The organism is Nocardiopsis sp. SBT366, assembly GCF_001083815.1.
Classification (GTDB): domain Bacteria; phylum Actinomycetota; class Actinomycetes; order Streptosporangiales; family Streptosporangiaceae; genus Nocardiopsis; species Nocardiopsis prasina.
The window spans coordinates 22,491-42,369 of the sequence record NZ_LAVM01000021.1 but is presented as its reverse complement, the minus strand read 5'-3'; the positions used below and the strand labels follow the sequence as shown (position 1 = coordinate 42,369).

Genomic DNA, 19,879 nt, shown 5'->3' with positions numbered 1-19,879 from the left:
CGGGTCGCGGGTCGCGGAACGGACGCGTCAGGCCGCCGGAAGGATGTCCAGGGCGACCAGCAGTTCACGGCCCAGCGACTCGCGCAGCTCCGCGTCCTCCTGGTCCTCGACCTCCAGACGCAGCGCGAACGTGTGCAGTTCGGAGCCACGCTCGACCCAGCCCACCCACCAGCCGGGCACCGGGTCCACGTCCACGCCCAGGCCGGTCCGGCCGAACAGCTGGTGCTCGGGACCCTCCTCGACCAACAGCAGCTCACGCAGGGCTCGCTGGTGCTCGACGTCCACGGGCAGTTCCTCGCGGGCGAGTTCGGCGACGAAGGTGGCCTGCTCCATCGCGGAGATCTCCAGGGGACCCTCCAGCCAGAACCGGTCCATCGCCCCCTCCTCGCCGACGTTCCGGTTGCCGTAGTCGAACCGGTCCACCCAGGTGGACATCCGGTCGAACCCGATCCGGTCGACGACCTCCTGGTGCACCGGGACGTCGGAGGTGGGCAGGGCCTCGCGCAGACTCAGGTCGTCGCCGGCCTCGGGCGAGATCACGTCGTCCACGTCGGACACCTCACCGGTCTGGAGGGCGATCAGCGTGTTCGGCAGCTTGAAGGTGGACGCGGGCACGGCGCGCTCGCCCGCCTCGTCCAGGTTCACCACGACGGCGGACCGGTCACCGGCGTCGAAGAGCACGAAGGTGCCGTCCACCCCGGCCTCGGCGAAGACCGCCTCGAGGTCGTGACGCTCCACGGTCTGCACGTCGCCCAGCTGGACGGGGTTGCCGACCGTGCCCTGCGCGGGCTCCGGCTCGTCCGTCGTCGCGCAGGCCGCCCCGGTGAACAGGGTGATGGCACAACCGGCGGCTCCGAGGGCGAAGCGGCCGGTGGCACGCCCGGACCTCCCGGGAGCGTGTTCGGTGTCGGTACGCACTCGTCTCCTCCACAGGCTGTCCGCGGGAACGTCCACCCACAAAGCTAGGGCATGCCCGGTGGTCACACACCCCGCTTGGCCGCCTCCGGCGACCGTGTCGCGAAGGTCGTCCCCAAGCGTCCGGGCATGGGCGTCCCGGTCGTCCACGAGCACCCGGGCAGTCTTGGGCGCCCCAGTTCGCCGCTGCTAGGCTGAGCGTGTTGCTGACCCCGTACGGGAGAGTGTCCGCGTATCCAGCGTGGGCCGCCGAAGGAGCAATCCCTCCCCGAAGACAACCTCTCAGGCACAGCGGACCGTACGGGCGAGACCACTCTGGAAAGCAGGGACACGTTCCCTCGCCGAAGGTGCAAACCACGCCGAGCGCGCGGTGAAGCTCTCAGGCACCCATGACAGAGGGGGAGGATGGCAACGCCTTACGCACGACACCCATCCTCTCGGGAGTGCCCATGTCAGAGTCCGCGACCGCGCCGCGCCTCACCGCGCTGCACAAGACCCACGAAGAGGCCGGGGCGACGCTCGTCGACTTCGCCGGATGGCTGATGCCCCTCCGCTACAGCAGCGAGACCGCGGAGCACACCGCCGTCCGTGAGGCCGCCGGGCTCTTCGACCTCTCCCACATGGGCGAGATCCGGCTGACCGGCCCCCAGGCCGCAGAGGCCCTCGACCACGCGCTGGTCGGCTTCCTGTCCAAGGTCAAGGTGGGCCGCGCCCGCTACACCATGATCACCGCCGAGGACGGCGGCGTCCTGGACGACCTCATCGTCTACCGGCTCGGCGAGCAGGAGTACCTGGTCGTGGCCAACGCGGCCAACGTGCCCGTGGTCGCCTCCACCCTGGCCGAGCGGGCCTCCGGCTTCGACGTCGAGGTCGCCGACGAGTCCGCCGACTACTCGCTCATCGCGATCCAGGGCCCGCGCGCGGTGGAGATCCTCGCCCCTCTCACCGACGCCGACCTGGACGACATCCGCTACTACGCGGGCTACGAGCACACCGTCGCCGGGGTCCCCGTCCTGCTCGCCCGCACCGGCTACACCGGTGAGGACGGGTTCGAGATCTTCGTCCGGCCCGCCGACCGCGCGCCCGAGGTCTGGGCCGCCCTCATGGCCGAGGGCGCACCGCACGGGCTGGTCCCGGCCGGGCTCTCCTCCCGTGACACCCTCCGTATGGAGGCCGGCATGCCGCTCTACGGCCAGGAGCTCAACGCCGGGCTGACCCCCTTCGACGCCGGGCTGGGCCGCGTGGTCAAGCTCGACAAACCCGGTGACTTCGTGGGCCGCGCCGCGCTCGAGGAGGCCTCGCGCACCGCTCGCGAGCGGCGCCTGATCGGCCTCGTCTCCCGTGGCCGCCGCCCTCTCCGCAAGGGCCAGGACGTGCTGCGCGACGGCACGGTCATCGGAGTCACCAGCAGTGGCGCCCCCTCCCCCACCCTGGGCCGCCCCATCGCCATGGCCTACGTGGACGGCGACCTCGACACCGCGACCGGCACGTTCACCGTGGACGTGCGCGGGCGGGGCGAGGAAGTCGACGTGGTCGAGCTGCCGTTCTACAAGCGGCAGTCGTAGGAAGCGGGGCCGCCTCCGGGCGGACCCGAGAACCTGCACGCCCCGCACGGCCGGATCCCCACGAGGGACCGGTACGGACGGGGTGTGGCCAGGCGTAGGCCGGGCCGGGTCGCCGTACGGGCGCACGGCAGACAAATGGAACACCTCCAAGGAGAGTTGAAGTGAGCGTTCCCACGGAGCTGGGTTACACCGCCAAACACGAGTGGATCGCGGTCAGGGACGGGATCGCCACCGTCGGGATCACGGCGTACGCGGCCGAGTCGCTGGGTGACATCGTCTTCGTCGAGACCCCCTCGGTCGGCGACGACGTCACCGCCGGTGAGACCGCGGGCGAGGTGGAGTCCACCAAATCCGTCAGCGACATCTACTCCCCCGTCACCGGAGAGGTCGTGGAGGTCAACGAGGCGCTCGAGGACGCCCCGGAGACCATCAACTCCGACCCCTTCGAGGGTGGCTGGCTGTTCAGGGTGCGCGTTTCCGAGGAGCCCGCGGACCTGCTCTCCGCCGAGGAGTACACCAAGCTGACCGAAGGCGAGAACTAGCATGACCAGCGACAACCTTCTCAACCAGACTCTGGGCGAGCTGGACCCCGAGGTGTCGGCCGCGGTCGACGCCGAACTGGCGCGCCAGCGCGACACCCTGGAGATGATCGCCTCCGAGAACTTCGCCCCCCAGGCGGTTCTGGAGGCCCAGGGCACCGTCCTGACCAACAAGTACGCCGAGGGCTACCCCGGCCGCCGCTACTACGGCGGCTGCGAGCACGTCGACGTCGTCGAGCAGCTGGCGATCGACCGCGCCAAGGAGCTGTTCGGCGCCGAGCACGCGAACGTGCAGCCGCACTCGGGCGCGCAGGCCAACACGGCCGTGTACTTCGCGCTGCTCAAGCCGGGTGACACCATCCTGGGCCTGGACCTCGCCCACGGCGGGCACCTGACCCACGGCATGCGGATCAACTACTCCGGCAAGATCCTGAACGCCGTGGCCTACCACGTGCGCGACGAGGACGGCACCGTCGACTACGACGAGGTCGCCGCCCTGGCCAAGGAGCACCAGCCGAAGATGATCGTCGCGGGCTGGTCCGCCTACCCGCGCCACCTCGACTTCGCGAGGTTCCGCGAGATCGCCGACGAGGTCGGCGCCCTGCTCATGGTGGACATGGCGCACTTCGCCGGTCTGGTCGCGGCCGGACTGCACCCGAACCCGGTGCCGTTCGCCGACGTGGTCACCACCACGACCCACAAGACCCTCGGCGGCCCGCGTGGCGGCATGATCCTGTCCAAGGCCGAGCTGGCCAAGAAGATCAACTCCGCGGTCTTCCCCGGCATGCAGGGCGGCCCGCTGGAGCACGTGATCGCGGCCAAGGCGGTCTCGTTCAAGGTCGCCGCGAGCGAGGGCTTCGCCGACCGCCAGCGCCGCACGGTGGCGGGTGCCCGCATCCTCGCCGAGCGGCTCACCCAGCCGGACTCGGCGAAGGTCGGGGTCAAGGTCCTGACCGGCGGCACGGACGTCCACCTGGTCCTGGTGGACCTGGTCGACTCGCAGCTCAACGGCCAGGAGGCCGAGGACCGGCTGCACTCCGTCGGGATCACGGTCAACCGCAACGCGGTCCCGAACGACCCCAGGCCGCCGATGGTGACGTCGGGTCTGCGGATCGGTACCCCGGCCCTGGCCACGCGCGGGTTCGACGAGGGTGACTTCACCGAGGTCGCCGACGTCATCGCCGAGGCGCTCAAGCCCGAGTTCGACGAGGCCGCCCTGCGCGACCGGGTCAGCGCTCTGGCCGCGAAGCGTCCGCTCTACCCGAACCTGTAGCAGTCTCCGCCGTGTGGGCCGCGCGGGCCCACACGGCGCCGGTCACCACGGCCCCATCCCTGTGCTCAACGAGGAGGACAGCCATGGCCATCAGCGTCTTCGACCTGTTCAAGATCGGTATCGGACCGTCGAGTTCCCACACCGTCGGCCCGATGAAGGCGGCCCGGACGTTCGTGTCCGGCCTGCGCTCCGAGGAACTCCTCTCGCGCGTGACCCACGTGCGGGTGGAGCTGTACGGCTCACTGGCGCTCACCGGCAAGGGGCACGGCAGTGACACCGCCGTGGTCCTGGGGCTGATGGGGCACACGCCGGAGGGTGTGGACGTGGACGCCGTCCCCCGCCTGGTGGAGGGGGTCCGTTCGGACCGAAGACTCCTCCTTGGCGGCCCGGACGGCCCGGCGGTGGACTTCGACCCGGCCGTCGACGTCGACTTCCGCCGTAAGGAGAGCCTGCCCGACCACCCCAACGGGATGCGCTTCCTGGCGTTCGACCACACGGGTGCCGAGGTGGCCGCGAAGGTGTACTACTCGGTGGGCGGCGGCTTCGTCGTGGACGAGAGAGCCGCGGGCGCCGACCGGATCAAGGCCGACGACACCGTCCTGCCCCACCCCTTCTCCTCCGCCGAGGAACTGCTGGAGCTGTGTGAGCAGACCGGCATGTCCATCAGTGCGCTGATGCTGGCCAACGAGCAGGCCTTCGGGCGCACCCCGGAGCAGATCCGGGAGGAGCTGCTGGAGGTCTGGGCGGCGATGCGCCAGTGCGTACGTCGCGGTGTGTCCACCGAGGGCAGTCTGCCCGGGGGCCTGAAGGTGCCGCGCCGGGCCCACCGGCTCTACCGCCAGCTCGGCGGCAACTGCGACGAGCACGGCCTGCTCGCACCCACCCACGTGGACCCGGACCCGATGCGCGGCAGTGACTGGATCACGCTGTACGCCCTCGCGGTCAACGAGGAGAACGCCGCGGGGGGCCGCGTGGTGACCGCGCCGACCAACGGCGCGGCCGGTATCGTCCCGGCGGTCCTGCACTACTACCTGCACTTCAGCCCGGGCGCGGGCGACGACGGTGTGGTGCGCTTCCTGCTGACGGCAGCGGCGATCGGCATACTGTTCAAGCAGAACGCGTCGATCTCCGGCGCCGAGGTGGGGTGTCAGGGCGAGGTGGGTTCGGCCTCCTCCATGGCGGCGGCGGGCCTGGCCGAGGTCCTGGGCGGTTCCCCGGCGCAGGTGGAGAACGCGGCCGAGATCGCCATGGAACACAACCTGGGTCTGACCTGCGACCCCATCGGCGGCCTGGTGCAGATCCCCTGTATCGAACGCAACGCGCTCGCCTCGGTCAAGGCGATCAGCGCCACCCGGATGGCGTTGCGCGGCGACGGCAGCCACTTCGTGAGCCTCGACAAGGTCATCAGGACCATGCGTGACACCGGGCGCGACATGCACGACAAGTACAAGGAGACCAGCCGCGGCGGCCTCGCCGTCAACGTCATCGAGTGCTGACCGTGTGCCGGGAATGTCCTGGTTCGTTCCCTGGTTGTACGGAGGGCACGGTCGACGACCGGGCTCGAGCTCCCACCCGCTCGCCCTCGTCGGCCGTCACCCCGGGTCTGGTGGCTTGAGCTCTGCTCGCCACCAGACTCGCCCCCTTTCTGGCCACTTCCGGCCACCGCAGCACGACCCGGCGATTCGAGCCCGGATAACCACCCGTTCCACCTCTTCCAGGTCGCTCCCGCGAGAAACACGTGACGGCCCCACCGCCATTTTCCGCACTCCGGCAATTCCCCCGGCGCGAGGGTGGTATAGATTTCGGCCGTGACCTCCAGAACCATTCCCCCTGCCGTCCGAGCGCTCGCCCCCGCGGCCGCGCTGGCCCTGTTGCTCTCCGGCTGCGGCCTTCTCAGGGCGGAGGAACCCGCCTCCACGGAGACCGAGGAGGGTGCCTCCGAGGAAACGGAGGCACCGGACACCGAGGAGGGCGGCCCCTCCAGGGAGAGGTCCACGGGGTCGAACTCCCTGGCCGACCCCGGCATCCTCACCGCGGCGTGCCAGCCCGAGTCCGGCTGGCTGGAGTTCACCCTCCACTCCGCCGAGGACGCCCAGGAGATCACCAGCGTCCGGTTCGACACCGCCGAGGCCGTCCACGCCGAGTCGGACGACCTCACCCACGGCCGTGCGGTGGACGCGCGGAGCGTCTCCCTGGAGACCTCGTGCGACACGGGCGCTCCGTCGCTGTTCCCCGAACGCGGCCTCGTCCTGGGCACCTTCGAGGAGAGGGTCGACGGCGTCGCCGTCACGGGGTTCGGGGTCATGGCCGAGGACGGCACGTTCACGGCGCTCAGCCCCGACCACGAGGAGTCCGGGGCCGACGCCCCGGCCGACCACGTCCACCCCGTGGCCGATCCGGAAGGGGACAGGATCGTCTTCGTGACGGAGACCGGCGAGGGCGAGGACACCGTCCAGGCCCTCGACCTGGAGAGCGGGGAGTTCACCGACCTCGGCACCTGTGACAGTCAGCAGGTCTGCGAGAACCTCACGATCATGCCGGGGCTCGACCGAGTCGCCATCGACGACGGCCAGAGCACTCCGATGGCAGTGGTCCTCGACGGCTCGACGGTGGTCCAGAGCAACGACCTGGGTCTGTCCTTCTTCGACATCGGGGACCAGGCCGACTCCGACGTGGTCGACCTGACCCTCAACTTCCTCAACCGGGACCGCACGACCGAGGTGGACGTGGACGCCAGCGGCACCGTTCAGGCCCTCGACTCCAACACCCTGCTCTTCGACGACGAGGTGCTGAGCGTCCTGGAATTCTCCGACAGCACCCTCGCCGGCTACGAGGAGGAGAACGCCACCACGCCGCGGAACCTGTGGGAGCCCCTGCCGGTCAACCGGACCCTGGCCCCCGACGGCGACGGGGAGAACTCCCACGTCGTGCTTTCCCCGGACGGCGCCGAGATCCTCTTCCGCAACCAGCCCCAGAGCGGTCCGGCCAGCTGGTACAGGGTGCCCACGGACGGATCCGGCGCACCGGAGGAGCTGCCCGGGATGCCCGGGAACGTCTCGACGGTCATCGGCTGGCGATAACTCCTGAGGGCACCCACCTGGCCACAACCGGCCACCGGTCCCCAGGTGGGTCGTTCCGGCCTGTGCCGCCTCCGAATACTCCTGTTTCAAGCCGATTCTCGCGGGAAACGCATGGCCATTCTCACTGTCATTCCCAGAACTCCCCGAATTCCCACCCTCCGCGAGTGGGATAGATTTCGCCCGTGACCTCCAGAACCATTTCCCCCGTTATCCGCGCGCTCGCCCCCGCGGCCGCGTTGACCCTGTTGCTCTCCGCCTGCGGCGGCTCCGACGGAGAGGGTGGATCCTCCGACGAGAACCAGGCGGGCGCCTCCACCGAAGAAGGGGCCGAGGAGACCCCGGAGCAGCCCTCCATCACCGAATCCGGACTCATCACCAGAGACTGTGACGGCTACGACGGTGTCTTCACCCTCTACTCCGCTGATGACGGCACCAGGATCTCCACGCTGACCTTCACCAGCGAACTGGTCGCCGCGGAGACCTCCGAAGCCCTCGGCCACGGCCGGGCCCCGGACGTCGAGGAACTGAACCACGACCGGGAGTTCGACGCCTGCAGCGGAGCGCTGATCAGTGTGTCCCCCCACGAACACCTGCTCCTGCGCGTCTACAGCGAAGAGGTCAACGGCAACACCGTGTCGACCTTCGGAGTGATGTCCGAGGAGGGCGCCCTCACCACCCTGGCTCCCGAACAGGAGGTCTCCGACTTCGGCGTCCCCATCGACTACCGACACCCGGTGTACGACGCGGTGAACGAGCGCATCCTCTTCGTGGCATATGACCCCAGCGCCGACGAGGGTGACGTCCAGGCCATGGACCTGCACTCCGGAGAGGTCAACGACCTCGGCACCTGTGAGGGATCCGATCACTGCGGGTCGCTGTCCGTCCTGCCCGAGAGCGGCATCGCCGTCCAGGGCCCCTTGACGCCCCCGGCCTCAGGCAGCGCGATGGACGCGAGCCTTCTGGAGTCCCCGGACGGCGAGACCCTGCTCTACGCGGACCACACCGGGTCCTCGACCGTGCTGACCTTCATCGACATCGAGACGGCCCTCGCCGACAACCCCGACCTCATCACGGGCGGTATCGCTGACCTGCGCCACTACGAGGTGAACCTGGAAGTGGCCGCCCCGCCCCAGTTCATCGACGAGAACACCCTGCTCCTGGGGGACAACGAGCTGTCGATCTGGGAGTTCACCGAGGACCTGTTGGCGGAGCACACCGAGCCGGAGGAGGAGAGGGACCTCTTCACCTTCAACGACGAGTACCTTCCCGTCGACCGCACGCTCATCCCTGAAGGCCCTCGGTACAACGAGAACTTCCTTCTCTCCCCCGACCGCACCGAAGTCCTCTTCCGCTCCACACCGGAGAGCGGCGGGTCGAGTTGGTACCGGGCCCCCACCGACGGCTCCGCCGAGCCCGAGGAGGCGTTCGAACTCGAGGACCCTGACACGATCATCGCCGCCTGGCAGTAGCCCCACGCTCCACCGACCGACATGATCCCGGCCGACACGGAGGGGGCGGCGCCTCTCGCGCCGCCCCCTCCCTCGTTCCACGGGGTCCCTCAGGCCAGGCTGCGCCGGGGGTTCCTGGCGGGGGCGGTCATGGACATCCGGATGACCGCGGGCACCTGGTCGAGTTCGAGGGCGCCCCGCAGGTTGGTGATGGCCTCCGAACGCACGCGCCGCCAGATCCCGGCCACGTCGGCGTCCTCCTCCAGGGTCAGCGCCAGCCGCAGGTGCGGGTGGTCACCGGACTCCGTGAGGCGGGCTCGGGCACGGCGCACACCGGGATAGTCGGTGACCTCCTGTTCCAGGGCGCCCCTGGCGGCACTCTCCGAGATCTCCACGTTGCCCGCGTCGTCGCGAGCCAGGTGCATACGACCCACGGTGTCGTTCATGCCCTGCACCATCAGCCACCGCAGGGCCAGGAAACCGGCCACGAAAGCGACGGCCACCGCCACGTACGGCACCCACTGCTGGGCGAGCACCTCGTTGGCCCGGTCCCCGAGCAACGGAGTGGTGGCGAGGTCGCCGCCGAGGAGTCCCTGCCCGGCGGCCAGGGCCGCCAGGCCCGCCACGAGCAGCATGATTCCCACGACCACCAGGCCCAGGCGGTTGCCCCGGGCCGACCTTCGAGACCTGTCGCGCGCCATGGTCAACCCTCCGCGTATCGAACGTGCGTGGCGATCCGCATGCTGCGCAGCGGGGCCAGCTCCTCCAGTCGGGTCTCCACGGCCGAGGTGACCTCGGCGGGCAGCCCGTGCGACTCGCGCATCCCGGTGCGTACGTGGACCCGGAGCCGGTTGCCGCGCACGGCCACGTGCACGTGGTCGACGCCGCTCACGTCCTGCGCGGCGGCCGCCACGGCCCGCCGCAGAGCTGGGCGGGTCAGTCCGACGACCAGCGCCGGGTCGTCGGTGCGCAGCGCCGTCCACCGGCTCCGACCCGGAGCCAGCGCGACCACGATCAGGGCCAGTCCGATCAGCGCCAGGACCGCCGAGGCGATCTGCACCGAGGGCTCCGACCAGGTCGTGGCGGCGGCGTAGTCCGTGGCCGGACCGACCGGGATCAGCCTCAGCGGGTTGCCCGCGAGGGCGGCGATGACCTCGGCGGCCGCGACCACGGCCACCACCAGGATCAGCAGTCCGATGAGTACCGCGGGCCACGACCTGCGTGGGCGGAACGTGTGGACGGCGACGCGCTTGGCGCGGCGGTCGATCCCCTGGCTCGGACGGGCGAGCGCCTCTTCCACGGTGGTCATGTCAGCGCACCAGCTCCGCGATCTCGATGTCGATGTGGTGGACCTGTTTGCCGGTGATGCGCTCGACCCGGTCCCTGACGTGGCCGCGCACCTCCTCGGCGACCTGGCGCGCGGGCCTCGGGTAGCGCACCCCGACCCGCAGGCGCAGGAGGACGATCTCCCCGCTCACCCGGGCGCGGGCGGTCCTCGATCGCACCGCCCGTGCCCCGGAGACCTCTCCGACGGCCCTGGCCGCCACCTTCTCGATGACGGCCCCGGGGATGTCCGTGCGGCCCCCGGGGTCCCGTCCGCGGGTGTGCCCTACGGCCTCCCCCTCCGGAGCGGGACCCCTCTGACGAGGGACGGTGTCCGTGCGAACCCCGACCACGACCTCACCCCTGTCTACGCCGACCGCCGTGTGAACATCTCGGCGAGGTCGATCTCACCCTCCATTGCCCGGCCCGCGACGAACCCGACGAGGCCGAGGACCAGTACCAGCGCGAAGGCGGGGAACCCGCCGAACGCCGCCGAGAGCCCGAGCACCGTCCCGTAGGACAGTCCAACGATGGGCCACATGGCTACCCCCTCTAATCAGAACGCCCTGCTTGTAGGTCTAGCTGACGGTGCGCGCGCCGTCGCCGAGTCCGGCGACCACGTCCTCCACGGACACGTGGACGGCGCGGCCGCCGGACAACGGGGCCAGGCCCCGGCGGATCTCGGCGGCGATCTCCGGCAGCGGACGCCCGTAGCGGACCACCACGCCGACCTCGACGTGGTCCTCGCGCACCGCGACCCCCCGGACACGTCCCCCGGGCACGGCGGTGCTCAGGGTTCCGAAGGAGCCGGAGGACAGTTCCACCACGTCGGAGAAACGCGACGCGGCCTCCGCGACGGCTCGTGCGGTCGCTCCAGGATCGCCGCCGGCCATGGCTACTGGACCCTGGGTTCGGAGTCGCCGTCGTCGGCGGACTCGTCGTCCTCGGGCAGGTGGATGTCGTCCACCCGGATGTTGATCTCGGTGACCTCCAGGCCCGTCATCCGCTCGACCGCCTGGGTGACGTTGCGCCGTACGGCGGAAGCCAGGTCCTGGATGGCGGCCCCGTAGTCGACGACCAGGTCGATGTCGACCGCCGCCTGGCGTTCCCCCACCTCGACGGAGACGCCCTGCGCCACCGATCCGGAGGAACTGCCGCCGCTCACGGCGTCGCGTACCGCGCCGACCACACGGGCGGCACCGCCGCCCATGGCGTGGACGCCACCGATCTCGCGGGCGGCCTTGCCCGCGATCTTGGCCACGACGCCGTCGGCGATCTGAGTGTGTCCCTGCTCGTTCGTGCTCGCGGAGTCACGCCCGCCCCTGGACTCACGGGCGCTCGGTACCGCGGATTCGGTCTTCAAGTCCGACACTGGTCCCCCTACACAGTGCGCAATCCGTCCTGGACGCCGCTACTTCTTCTTGAAGACGCCCTTGATCTTGTCCTCCGCCTTGTCCTTGAGGTCCTCGGCCTTGTCCTTGGCCTTGTCGGCCTTGTCCTTGGCCCCGGCCTTGGTCTGGTCGAGTTTGCCCTCGGCCTCGGTGCGCTTGTCGCCGGTGGCCTTGCCGAAGGCTTCCTTGCCCTTGCCGGCGGCGTCGTCGAAGTGCTTGCCCATTTGTGCCCCCTGATCAGAGCCCGTGCGGCTCAGGGTTGGTGGTCCGAAACCCGTGTCGCCCCGAGTCAGGACGACCGGAGCGGTTTGGACCTCATCACACCTTATACGCACTCTATGTAGCCAACAAGGCACTTCTGGTCATGATTTGCAGGTCAGAAGGGTCACGGTCATACCATCCGTGCCCCAAAAACACATCCGGAACCCCGACTGGGCAGGAAAAACGTCAGGGGTGCCCGTGGGCACCCCTGCGCGTCCGAAATCGTGTTGTGCCCGCCCGCGTCGGGCGGGCCAGGCGGTTCGCCCTAGCCGAAGATGACCGTCCTGTCCCCGTTGAGCAGGACCCGGCGCTGGGCGTGCCAGTTCACGGCGCGCGCCAGGGCCACGGACTCCAGGTCCCGGCCGATCGCGGTGAGCTGCTCCGGGCTGTGGGTGTGGTCGACCCGGGAGACCTCCTGCTCGATGATCGGGCCCTCGTCCAGGTCCGCCGTGACGTAGTGGGCGGTGGCGCCGATCAGCTTCACACCGCGCGCGTGCGCCTGGTGGTAGGGGCGGGCGCCCTTGAAGCTGGGGAGGAAGGAGTGGTGGATGTTGATGATGCGTCCGGACATCTTGGTGCACAGCTGCTCGGAGAGCACCTGCATGTACCGGGCGAGCACCACCAGGTCCACGTCGTAGGAGTCGACCAGCTCGAGGACGCGCTCCTCCTGCTCGCCCTTGCTCTCGGGGCTGACGGGCAGGTGGTGGAAGTCCACGCCGTAGGAGTCGGCCAGGAACTCCAGGTCGGGGTGGTTGGAGATCACCGCAGCGATGTCGATGTCCAGCAGGCCGCTGCGCTGGCGGTAGAGGAGGTCGTTGAGGCAGTGCCCGAACCGGGACACCATCACGATCATGCGCGGGCGCACGTCCCGCGCCTGGAGGTCCCATTCAACGAACGAGCCCTCGGAGCCACCGCCGAACCCCCCGGCCAGAGCGGCGAAGGCTCCACGCAGGACGTCCTCGCCGACCACGCCCGCGTGTCCCGCCTCCGCGACGAACTGCGTCCGGAGGAAGAAGCGACCGGAGAAGTGGTCACCGTACTGCTGACTCTCGGTGATGTTGCAACCGTGGTCGGCCAACAGGTTGGCGACGGCGGCCACGATGCCCCGGCTGTCGGGGCAGGAGAGGGTCAGGACGTACTCACGCTCGTTCATGAAAGGAAACAACTCCCGGGGTCGACCGGCTGATCAGCCGTGACGCCCCAGGATATCCAGCGGGCGCGACCGGCGGGGCCTGCCCCCGCGTATCCCGCGTCACCCGCGACCGACCCGAAAAGCACGAAATCGGACCCCCGAGCAATATGAAGCACATTCATGTTCTGGCATCCTCAGGAACATGACGAGACTGCGTGAGAAGTACGAGGCCGCGACGCGCGACATCCCGGCCCCCTTCGCCATGGTCGACCTGGCCGCCTTCCGCGCCAACGCCGCCGACCTGACCCGCCGCGCCCACGGACGCCCCATCCGGGTGGCCAGCAAGTCCGTGCGCTCCAGGGACCTCCTTCGCACCGTGCTCGACCTGCCCGGATACGCGGGCGTCATGGCCTTCACCCTCCCCGAGGCACTCTGGCTGGCCACGGGCGACCCCGAACCGCTCAGCGACGACATCCTCGTCGCCTACCCCACATCGGACACCGACGCCCTCGCCGAACTCGCCGCCTCCCCCACAGCCGCCCGCGTCATCACCCTGATGGTCGACGACCCCGCCCACCTCGAACTGGTGAGCGCCGCCGTCGCCCGGGCCGACCGCGCCCCCGACGCACCCCCGATCCGGGTCTGCCTGGACATTGACACCAGTTGGCAGCCGCTCGGCTCCGGCATGCGCGTGGGCGCCTACCGCTCCCCCGTCCGCACCCCGGCACAGGCAGCGGCGCTGGCCCGCGCCGTCGTGCGCCTCCCCGAGCTGGAACTGGACGGGATCATGGCCTACGAGGGACAGATCGCCGGGGTGGGCGACGCGCCCCCCGGTCGTCCCCTCTACGGCAGGGTCCTGCGGGCCGTCCAGCGCCGTTCGGCCGTCGAGCTCGCCAGACGCAGAGCCGCGATCACCAGAGCCGTCCGAGGCGTCGCCGACCTGCGCTTCGTCAATGGCGGCGGCACCGGCAGCCTGCACACCACCGGGCGCGAACGCGCCGTGACCGAACTGGCCGCCGGTTCCGGCCTCTACCAACCGCACCTGTTCGACCAGTACCGGTCGTTCCGGGGCCGTCCCGCCGCACTGTTCGCCCTTCCGGTCGTCCGCCGCCCCGCCCCGAACGTGGCCACGGTCCTCGGCGGCGGCTACCCGGCCTCCGGCCCCGCCGACGCGCACCGCCCACCGGTCCCCCACCTGCCCGAGGGCCTGGCCTACAGCCCCACCGAGGGCGCGGGCGAGGTCCAGACCCCCCTGATCGGGGAGGCCGCCCGCGAGCTCCATGTGGGCGATCGTGTGTGGATGCGCCACGCCAAGGCCGGGGAGCTCTGCGAGCGGTTCGACACCCTGCACCTGGTCGACTCCGACACAGGCACCTACGAGGGCTCCGTACCCACCTACCGCGGCGAGGGCCGGACCTTCCTCTGATCCCCCGGGGGATACGGCACCGCGCCGACATGGCGACGGGGCCCGCGCGAGTGTTCGCGCGGGCCCCGTCGTCGTATCTGTGCGGCTACTTCCGTTTGCGGCGGACCGCCCAGGCCACGACGCCCACCGCGACGACCGTACCCACCCCGGCCATCAGGAGGAGCGCCTCGGGCGGCAGCTGGCCGCGCGACTGGTAGGTGGTCACCACCTTGTCGTCGCCCTTGACCACGATGCTGCCCTCCTCGGGCTGCACCAGACGGCTCTCCACGCGTACGGCGCCGCCGCCGAACACGAGGGCCCGCGCCTCGTCGAAGATCCGGGTCCCGCGGTCCCTGGCCCTGTCGATCTGGCGCCGGGCGATGTTGGCCGGGCGCGCCTGCACGCCCAGCTCCTCCAGCGTCTCGGCCAGCCGACGCTGCTCTCGGTTGATCTCGGCCTGGAGTTCGGCGGGGGTCTGGCGCGGTTCGGTCTCGTGTCCCGTCATAGGGTGCCTCTCTTCACTAGCGCACGGTTGTCTGAGAGTCCGAGTCCGAGCCGGTGTCCCGACCCTGTTCCTCCGCGCCGTCGAACGGACCGGAGAATCTCAGCGCGCCATCGATTCCGTCGACCACACGGAAGAAGTCCCGTGTGGACAACCACAGTTTATAGATGATGGCGATCTCGAAGGCGAGCAGCAAAACGCCGACGACCGCGGTGATCCAGCCGATGACCGGCGGCCCGAAGACGACCGCCGCGATCGGAGCCACCACGAAGACCGCCATCTGGAACTCGATCCCGCCCACCAGGTGGGTGCGGACCCGGCGCGCGTTGAGCGCAGCCCAGAACCGCTGGTACCAGGGGAAGCGGCTCCGGAACTCCTGGTGCAGGTCCACCTTGGGCAGTGTCAGGTCCGGCTGCTTGCCCGCCGTCCGCTGGTTGCGGGCCTCGCGCTCGTTCTGGCTGCGCAGGATCTGCTCCAGGACGCCGATGCCGTGACGCAGCACCGCCTGCTCCCCGCCGTCGCTCATGGTGCGGCCGCCGCCACCGGTCGCGTCGCCGGTGGCGTCGCGCTCGGGCTCCAGCATGGAGAGGGTGGCGCGGGCACGCTCCAGGGCGGCCGCCAGGTGCGAGCGCATCTCACGGCGGACCTTGTACACCTGGAGCGCGTTCAGGTAGCGCAGCATGTCCAGGAAGACCACGGCCAGCGCCAGCCACACGAACGCCACGTGCCCGGTCTCCCGGAACTGGCCGCCCATGAGGGCGACCACGCACACCAGCACTCTGAACCGGTCCGAGACGTAGTCCATCCACGCCCCGAAGAGCGACTCCGAACCGGTGAGGCGGGCGAGCTTGCCGTCCGTGCAGTCCACGAGGAAGCAGGCGTAGTAGAGCAGGGATCCGAGCAGCAACAGCTGCCAGTAGCCGAACGCGAAGCACACGGCCGCGCCCAGGCCCAGGAAGAGGGCGACGACGGTCAGCTGGTTGGGGGTGACGGACGTCCGGTTCGCGATCAGACGCACGAGCCGGACCGCGATCGGGTCGACCAGGTACACCGTCAACCAGGAGTCGCGCTCCTTGAGGGTGCGAGCCCTGACCTCGTCGAGTGTGTATCGAGGCATCGTGACGAACTACTCCCAAAGCGAAGCGGATGTGTGTCCCGGTCCGTGGTCGTCGGACACACCATCGGGTCACGGGCGACCCGCGCACGCTGCGCCATGTCCCAGAGGACGACCAACCTATAGCACAGGGTCAACAATAGGTGATCGAACCGTTGGTCGATCCCAAAGCGGATGAACCGAACCGGAATCGCAACCGAAGATCATCCGCGTCTCCGACCAGCGCCGACGAACCGGCCCTCCCGCCGCTCAGGCGGATCTCGTACTGTGAGGCGTGAAACGACGCGGACCGTCGCACGCGGTCCGCCAGCAGCAGACAGGAAGACACAACGTGAGCGACCCCATCCGCCTGGAGCCCGGCGACCAGGCTCCCGACTTCACCCTCAGCGACGCCGACGGCCAGCCCGTCACCCTGAGCAAGGTCCTGGCCGACACCGGCAAGAGCGTCGTCCTGTACTTCTACCCGGCCGCCATGACGCCCGGGTGCACCACGCAGGCCTGCGACTTCCGCGACAACATCGCCGAGTTCGCCGCCGCCGGCTTCACCGTCCTGGGCGTCTCCCCGGACAAGCCCGAGAAGCTCGCCCAGTTCCGGGAGCAGGAGAGCCTGACCTTCACCCTGCTCGGTGACCCGGACAAGGACACCCTGCGCGCGTACGGCGCGTTCGGCGAGAAGAAGAACTACGGCCGCGTCGTCCAGGGCGTCATCCGCTCCACGGTCATCGTAGGCACCGACGGCAAGGTGACCAAGGCGTTCTACAACGTGAAGGCCACCGGCCACGTGGACCGGATCAAGAAGGAACTGGGCGTCTGAGCCCGCCGACCGGCCGCCCGGAGACCACGGGCCCGGACGGCCGGTCGAGTCCCCGATCCCGGTAGAGTGGCCCCGTCGGGGCCGTAGTCCAACGGCAGGAGACGGCAGCTTTAGGTGCTGTACAGTGCGGGTTCGAATCCCGTCGGCCCCACTCCATCCCCGGCGGCTCTTCGAAGCGTCCCGGCGGACCCCCGTGAACGACGAGAGGCGCGCGAACACCGGTTCGCGCGCCTCTTCGTGTGTCCGGTGGTCAAAGACCGAAGAGCGCCCACACGACCAGGGCCAGCAGGGCGACCACACCCAGGCCGACGGCGGCCGCCACCGTCAGGTGGCTGCGCTCGGAGTGCTTGCCCGACTTGGTGAGCCCCAGCGTCTCGGTGGACTCGCGGATCGACAGCATGATCGAGTTCACCGCCTCCGGGCTGTTGCGCAGCCGTTCGCTGATGGACTCGGCCAGCACGTGCGCTCCCGCGCGGAAGTGCTCCCGCGCCGACTCGCGCTCCTCCGCCCCCTCGGTGTCGGCTCCCGCCTCCTCCTCGGAGGCGCCCTCGGCCGCGGGCGCGCGCTCCGCGTCGGTACGTTCGGGTGCCCAGGGGGCCAGCGCCGCGATCCGCAGCATCTTGGCGGCGTTCTCCGCGCTCAGCCGCTCCCCCGGCTCCACCCGCAGCATCCCGGCCAGCACCGGGGCGAGCGGCCCGGCGTTGGTGGCCTCCTTGGGCTCGTCCAACGGTTCCTGGCGCAGGATCTTGATGTAGCCCTTGCGGTCGTAGGGCGGGTAGCCCTCGACCGCCGCGTACAGGGTGGCGCCCAGGGACCAGATGTCGGACTCCGGCCCGACGGGACCGGCCTTGGCGCGCTCCGGCGGGATGTAGGCGGGTGAACCGATGATGCGTCCCGAGGCGCTCAGCGCGGACTCGCCGTTCCAGGCGGCCAGGCCGAAGTCGGTCAGAACCACCCGACCGGCCTCGTTGATCATCACGTTCTCCGGCTTGACGTCCCGGTGGACGATGCCCTCGTTGTGCGCGACCTTGAGCGCGTCGATCAGCTGGAGCCCGATCTCGGCCACGCGCTGGTACGGCAGCGGGCCGCCCACCTGGATGATCTCCTCCAGGGTGGAGGCCTCCAGCAGCTCCATGACGATCCACGGCCGCTCGTCCTCGTCCACGACGTCCAGGACGGTGACGAGGCTGGGGTGGACGAGGCGTCCGGCGACCCGGGCCTCCCGCGTGGTGCGCTGGACCAGGGACTCGCGTTCGTTCCGGCTCAGGTCCGAGGGCAGGCGGAGCTCCTTGACCGCCACCTCACGCTTGATGACCAGGTCGGTGGCACGCCAGACGGTGCCGACGCCGCCGCGCGCGATCTCGGAGGTCAGCTGGTAGCGGGCCTTGAGCAGCCGACCACCGCCCTCCGGCTCAGCCACGGCCGCCTCGGGAGGCGCGGGATCGAGCGACGTCTGGGGCCGCTGCGTGTGCGGATTTTCTAGGGAGGACACGGTTATCCACGGGTCCATTCACCGGCCATGGTGGCCTCCTGCGGAGCATTGCGGTCGCTGTCACCACTTAGGTGCACGGATCACTCGTTATACCAGGATGACGCCGGGGTCACGCCGCTGGTTGTCTGATGGCTGACACATAGGTTCGGTTTCGTTATGTCCGGGGGAGGGCCACGCATGCCGTGACGAGGCCCTCCCTTACCAATCCTTGACCCGGGCGGCCCCACGTACACGTGCGTGCTCGCGTGCGCCGCCCCCGGGGATCAGCTCCAGAGGGACTCGGGGCTGCGTACCTCGACCGGCCCGACACCGGTCTTGGCCAGCGGTTCGCGCAGGCTGTCGGCGTCGCCGACCACCACCACGACGGCCTCCTCAGGACGAAGGTACTCGACGGCGGCGGAGTTCAGGTCCTCGGCGGTGAGCTTCTCGTATCCGGCGCGGATGCGGTCCACGTTGTCGTCGGGCAGGTCGTGCACGACCATGTCGACCAGCGCGCCCGCCATGGCCCGGGCCGTGGAGTAGGTGACCGGCAGGCCGACGGTGTTGGACTCGCGGACCGTGGACAGCTCGTCCTCTGTCACGCCCTGGTCGCGCAGCTTGTTCACCTGCTCCAGGGAGGAGGTGACCGAGTGCGCGGTGGTCCCGGCCTCGACCTGCGTGCTTATGAAGAACACACCGCTGTCGCGGCGCAGGTCGAAGCGGCTCCCGGCGCCGTAGGTGTAGCCCAGGCGCTCGCGCAGCTCCATGTTGAGGCGGGAGGTGAACATGCCGCCGAGGATCTCGCCGACGCCCTCGGCGCGCGGCAGGTCCACCTGCGAACGCGAGGGTGCGCGGTGCGCGATGACCAGGGCCGACTGCACGGAGCCCGGACGGTCGACGATGAGCACGCGCGGCAGGTCGCCGGGCGGCGGCTCGGGCTCGGTGGCCTGGCGCTCCGGCGCGGGCGCGGCGTCGCCGAACACGATCCGGCCCAGCTCCTCCAGGTCGACGTTGGCCAGGTCGCCGACGACCACGAGGGTCCCGGCCACCGAGGCGATCGAGTCGGCGTGGAAGCGCGCGACGGTCTCGGGGCTGATGTCGGCCAGCTTGACCGGGCCGCCCGCCAGCGGCGTGGCGTAGCGGCCGGTGAACAGCTGGCCGCCGAGGCTGCGCATGGCCAGGGTGGAAGCGGAGGAGGCGTCAAGCCAGAAGCGCTCCAGGAGCTGCTCACGGCGGCGAACGACGTCGTCGGGGTTCAGGGCCGGACGGCGCACGGCGTCCGCGAACAGGTTGACGGCGTCGCCCAGGCGGTTGGTGGGCGCGTCCAGGCCGGTGATGAAGCCGTCCCAGTTGACGCGGGCGATCCACTCGGCGCCGTGGCGCTCCAGGGCCGGGGCCAGGGAACTGTTGCCGCCGGGGCCGTCCTCCAGCGCCTCGCTGGTCAGAGCGCTGACGCCCATGGCGTCGAGCGGTTCGACGGCACCGCCGAAGGGGTGCACGAGGCGGAGGGAGGCCAGCTGCTGGCCGGGGACGTCGAGGGCGACGACGGTGCCGCCGCCGACGGTGATCCGCTGGGGCTTGGGAAAGGTGAAGGACGCGGGGGCGCCGAGGTCCGGGCGGTTCTGCATGCTCTGCGGCTCTTTCTG

The 19,879-nt window shown here is 70.2% G+C and carries 21 protein-coding genes, 1 tRNA gene and 1 riboswitch; of the genes, 9 read left to right on the top strand and 13 right to left on the bottom strand.

All coding sequences use genetic code 11. The features are described from left to right. Window positions 1–27 precede the first annotated feature (27 nt). On the bottom strand, window positions 28–918 hold the full coding sequence (locus ADX84_RS08780; RefSeq protein WP_049570325.1) for a serine hydrolase: 891 nt from the start codon (window positions 916–918) through the stop codon (window positions 28–30). Window positions 919–1,122: 204 nt separating this feature from the next. Continuing rightward, window positions 1,123–1,224: riboswitch (glycine riboswitch) on the top strand. 140 nt (window positions 1,225–1,364) lie between these two features. On the opposite strand from ADX84_RS08780, the gene gcvT reads away from it, so the two are divergent. The 6 genes from gcvT to ADX84_RS08750 all read left to right on the top strand — a co-directional run bounded on the left by gcvT (window position 1,365) and on the right by ADX84_RS08750 (window position 8,841). Next, complete coding sequence (gcvT, locus tag ADX84_RS08775) at window positions 1,365–2,480, top strand: glycine cleavage system aminomethyltransferase GcvT (protein WP_049570322.1); 1,116 nt, start codon at window positions 1,365–1,367, stop codon at window positions 2,478–2,480. A gap of 161 nt (window positions 2,481–2,641) precedes the next feature. Continuing rightward, the gene (gene gcvH / locus ADX84_RS08770) at window positions 2,642–3,022 is read left to right on the top strand and encodes a glycine cleavage system protein GcvH (protein WP_017546423.1); all 381 of its coding nucleotides are present in this window, start codon (window positions 2,642–2,644) and stop codon (window positions 3,020–3,022) included. A 1-nt stretch (window position 3,023) separates the two neighbouring features. Beyond that, window positions 3,024–4,292 (top strand): serine hydroxymethyltransferase, encoded by a 1,269-nt coding sequence (glyA, locus tag ADX84_RS08765; RefSeq protein ID WP_049570317.1) that lies wholly within the window; start codon window positions 3,024–3,026, stop codon window positions 4,290–4,292. Between the two features lie 83 nt (window positions 4,293–4,375). Then, window positions 4,376–5,788, top strand: a complete 1,413-nt coding sequence (locus ADX84_RS08760) for an L-serine ammonia-lyase (RefSeq protein ID WP_049570314.1) — start codon at window positions 4,376–4,378, stop codon at window positions 5,786–5,788. 312 nt (window positions 5,789–6,100) lie between these two features. Beyond that, entirely contained in the window at window positions 6,101–7,372 is a 1,272-nt protein-coding gene (locus ADX84_RS08755) for a hypothetical protein (protein ID WP_049570312.1), read from the top strand. A gap of 182 nt (window positions 7,373–7,554) precedes the next feature. Next, window positions 7,555–8,841 (top strand): hypothetical protein, encoded by a 1,287-nt coding sequence (locus tag ADX84_RS08750; protein WP_234003886.1) that lies wholly within the window; start codon window positions 7,555–7,557, stop codon window positions 8,839–8,841. A gap of 89 nt (window positions 8,842–8,930) precedes the next feature. Here ADX84_RS08750 and amaP read toward each other — a convergent pair whose 3' ends face one another. The 8 genes from amaP to purU all read right to left on the bottom strand — a co-directional run bounded on the left by amaP (window position 8,931) and on the right by purU (window position 12,948). Then, a complete protein-coding gene (gene amaP / locus ADX84_RS08745; RefSeq protein WP_049570311.1) occupies window positions 8,931–9,521 on the bottom strand; it encodes an alkaline shock response membrane anchor protein AmaP in 591 nt (196 codons plus the stop codon). A gap of 2 nt (window positions 9,522–9,523) precedes the next feature. After that, window positions 9,524–10,129, bottom strand: coding sequence for a DUF6286 domain-containing protein (locus ADX84_RS08740; protein WP_049570309.1), 606 nt, complete (start codon window positions 10,127–10,129; stop codon window positions 9,524–9,526). Between the two features lies 1 nt (window position 10,130). Continuing rightward, window positions 10,131–10,496: a hypothetical protein gene (locus ADX84_RS08735; protein ID WP_049570308.1), complete on the bottom strand. Its 366-nt coding sequence runs from the start codon at window positions 10,494–10,496 to the stop codon at window positions 10,131–10,133. A 14-nt stretch (window positions 10,497–10,510) separates the two neighbouring features. Beyond that, a complete protein-coding gene (locus ADX84_RS26275) occupies window positions 10,511–10,684 on the bottom strand; it encodes a hypothetical protein (protein ID WP_199776523.1) in 174 nt (57 codons plus the stop codon). Between the two features lie 37 nt (window positions 10,685–10,721). Further along, on the bottom strand, window positions 10,722–11,036 hold the full coding sequence (locus tag ADX84_RS08730; protein WP_049570306.1) for a hypothetical protein: 315 nt from the start codon (window positions 11,034–11,036) through the stop codon (window positions 10,722–10,724). A 2-nt stretch (window positions 11,037–11,038) separates the two neighbouring features. Then, window positions 11,039–11,515 carry an Asp23/Gls24 family envelope stress response protein gene (locus tag ADX84_RS08725; protein WP_049570303.1) on the bottom strand — a complete coding sequence of 159 codons (477 nt, stop codon included), beginning with the start codon at window positions 11,513–11,515 and terminating at the stop codon, window positions 11,039–11,041. A 39-nt stretch (window positions 11,516–11,554) separates the two neighbouring features. Next, window positions 11,555–11,758 carry a CsbD family protein gene (locus tag ADX84_RS08720; protein WP_017546414.1) on the bottom strand — a complete coding sequence of 68 codons (204 nt, stop codon included), beginning with the start codon at window positions 11,756–11,758 and terminating at the stop codon, window positions 11,555–11,557. Window positions 11,759–12,060: 302 nt separating this feature from the next. Continuing rightward, a complete protein-coding gene (gene purU / locus ADX84_RS08715) occupies window positions 12,061–12,948 on the bottom strand; it encodes a formyltetrahydrofolate deformylase (protein ID WP_049570299.1) in 888 nt (295 codons plus the stop codon). 181 nt (window positions 12,949–13,129) lie between these two features. Between purU and ADX84_RS08710 the strand changes: the two genes are divergently transcribed. Further along, window positions 13,130–14,353, top strand: a complete 1,224-nt coding sequence (locus tag ADX84_RS08710; RefSeq protein WP_049570296.1) for an alanine racemase — start codon at window positions 13,130–13,132, stop codon at window positions 14,351–14,353. Between the two features lie 85 nt (window positions 14,354–14,438). On the opposite strand, the gene ADX84_RS08705 is transcribed toward ADX84_RS08710, so the two are convergent. Together ADX84_RS08705 and ADX84_RS08700 are read right to left on the bottom strand one after the other, a co-directional pair. Then, window positions 14,439–14,837 (bottom strand): DUF3618 domain-containing protein, encoded by a 399-nt coding sequence (locus ADX84_RS08705; protein ID WP_049570292.1) that lies wholly within the window; start codon window positions 14,835–14,837, stop codon window positions 14,439–14,441. Between the two features lie 16 nt (window positions 14,838–14,853). Continuing rightward, window positions 14,854–15,951, bottom strand: coding sequence for a CDP-alcohol phosphatidyltransferase family protein (locus tag ADX84_RS08700; protein WP_049570290.1), 1,098 nt, complete (start codon window positions 15,949–15,951; stop codon window positions 14,854–14,856). A 328-nt stretch (window positions 15,952–16,279) separates the two neighbouring features. Between ADX84_RS08700 and bcp the strand changes: the two genes are divergently transcribed. Next, window positions 16,280–16,762 carry a thioredoxin-dependent thiol peroxidase gene (bcp, locus tag ADX84_RS08695; protein WP_049570287.1) on the top strand — a complete coding sequence of 161 codons (483 nt, stop codon included), beginning with the start codon at window positions 16,280–16,282 and terminating at the stop codon, window positions 16,760–16,762. A gap of 77 nt (window positions 16,763–16,839) precedes the next feature. Next, window positions 16,840–16,913 (top strand) — tRNA-Leu (locus tag ADX84_RS08690). Between the two features lie 99 nt (window positions 16,914–17,012). Here ADX84_RS08690 and ADX84_RS08685 read toward each other — a convergent pair. Further along, a complete protein-coding gene (locus tag ADX84_RS08685) occupies window positions 17,013–18,182 on the bottom strand; it encodes a serine/threonine-protein kinase (RefSeq protein ID WP_049570282.1) in 1,170 nt (389 codons plus the stop codon). Window positions 18,183–18,517: 335 nt separating this feature from the next. Continuing rightward, window positions 18,518–19,861: a pitrilysin family protein gene (locus ADX84_RS08680; protein WP_049570279.1), complete on the bottom strand. Its 1,344-nt coding sequence runs from the start codon at window positions 19,859–19,861 to the stop codon at window positions 18,518–18,520. Window positions 19,862–19,879 lie beyond the last annotated feature (18 nt).

What these genes read in the sequence shown, in the direction of transcription:
- ADX84_RS26275 (WP_199776523.1), bottom strand. Translation starts at nt 10,684, where the DNA reads ATGTGGCCCATCGTTGGACTGTCCTACGGGACGGTGCTCGGGCTCTCG.
- purU (WP_049570299.1), bottom strand. Translation starts at nt 12,948, where the DNA reads ATGAACGAGCGTGAGTACGTCCTGACCCTCTCCTGCCCCGACAGCCGG.
- ADX84_RS08730 (WP_049570306.1), bottom strand. Translation starts at nt 11,036, where the DNA reads ATGGCCGGCGGCGATCCTGGAGCGACCGCACGAGCCGTCGCGGAGGCC.
- glyA (WP_049570317.1), top strand. Translation starts at nt 3,024, where the DNA reads ATGACCAGCGACAACCTTCTCAACCAGACTCTGGGCGAGCTGGACCCC.
- ADX84_RS08740 (WP_049570309.1), bottom strand. Translation starts at nt 10,129, where the DNA reads ATGACCACCGTGGAAGAGGCGCTCGCCCGTCCGAGCCAGGGGATCGAC.
- gcvT (WP_049570322.1), top strand. Translation starts at nt 1,365, where the DNA reads ATGTCAGAGTCCGCGACCGCGCCGCGCCTCACCGCGCTGCACAAGACC.
- ADX84_RS08710 (WP_049570296.1), top strand. Translation starts at nt 13,130, where the DNA reads ATGACGAGACTGCGTGAGAAGTACGAGGCCGCGACGCGCGACATCCCG.
- ADX84_RS08705 (WP_049570292.1), bottom strand. Translation starts at nt 14,837, where the DNA reads ATGACGGGACACGAGACCGAACCGCGCCAGACCCCCGCCGAACTCCAG.
- ADX84_RS08760 (WP_049570314.1), top strand. Translation starts at nt 4,376, where the DNA reads ATGGCCATCAGCGTCTTCGACCTGTTCAAGATCGGTATCGGACCGTCG.
- amaP (WP_049570311.1), bottom strand. Translation starts at nt 9,521, where the DNA reads ATGGCGCGCGACAGGTCTCGAAGGTCGGCCCGGGGCAACCGCCTGGGC.
- ADX84_RS08680 (WP_049570279.1), bottom strand. Translation starts at nt 19,861, where the DNA reads ATGCAGAACCGCCCGGACCTCGGCGCCCCCGCGTCCTTCACCTTTCCC.
- ADX84_RS08700 (WP_049570290.1), bottom strand. Translation starts at nt 15,951, where the DNA reads ATGCCTCGATACACACTCGACGAGGTCAGGGCTCGCACCCTCAAGGAG.
- ADX84_RS08720 (WP_017546414.1), bottom strand. Translation starts at nt 11,758, where the DNA reads ATGGGCAAGCACTTCGACGACGCCGCCGGCAAGGGCAAGGAAGCCTTC.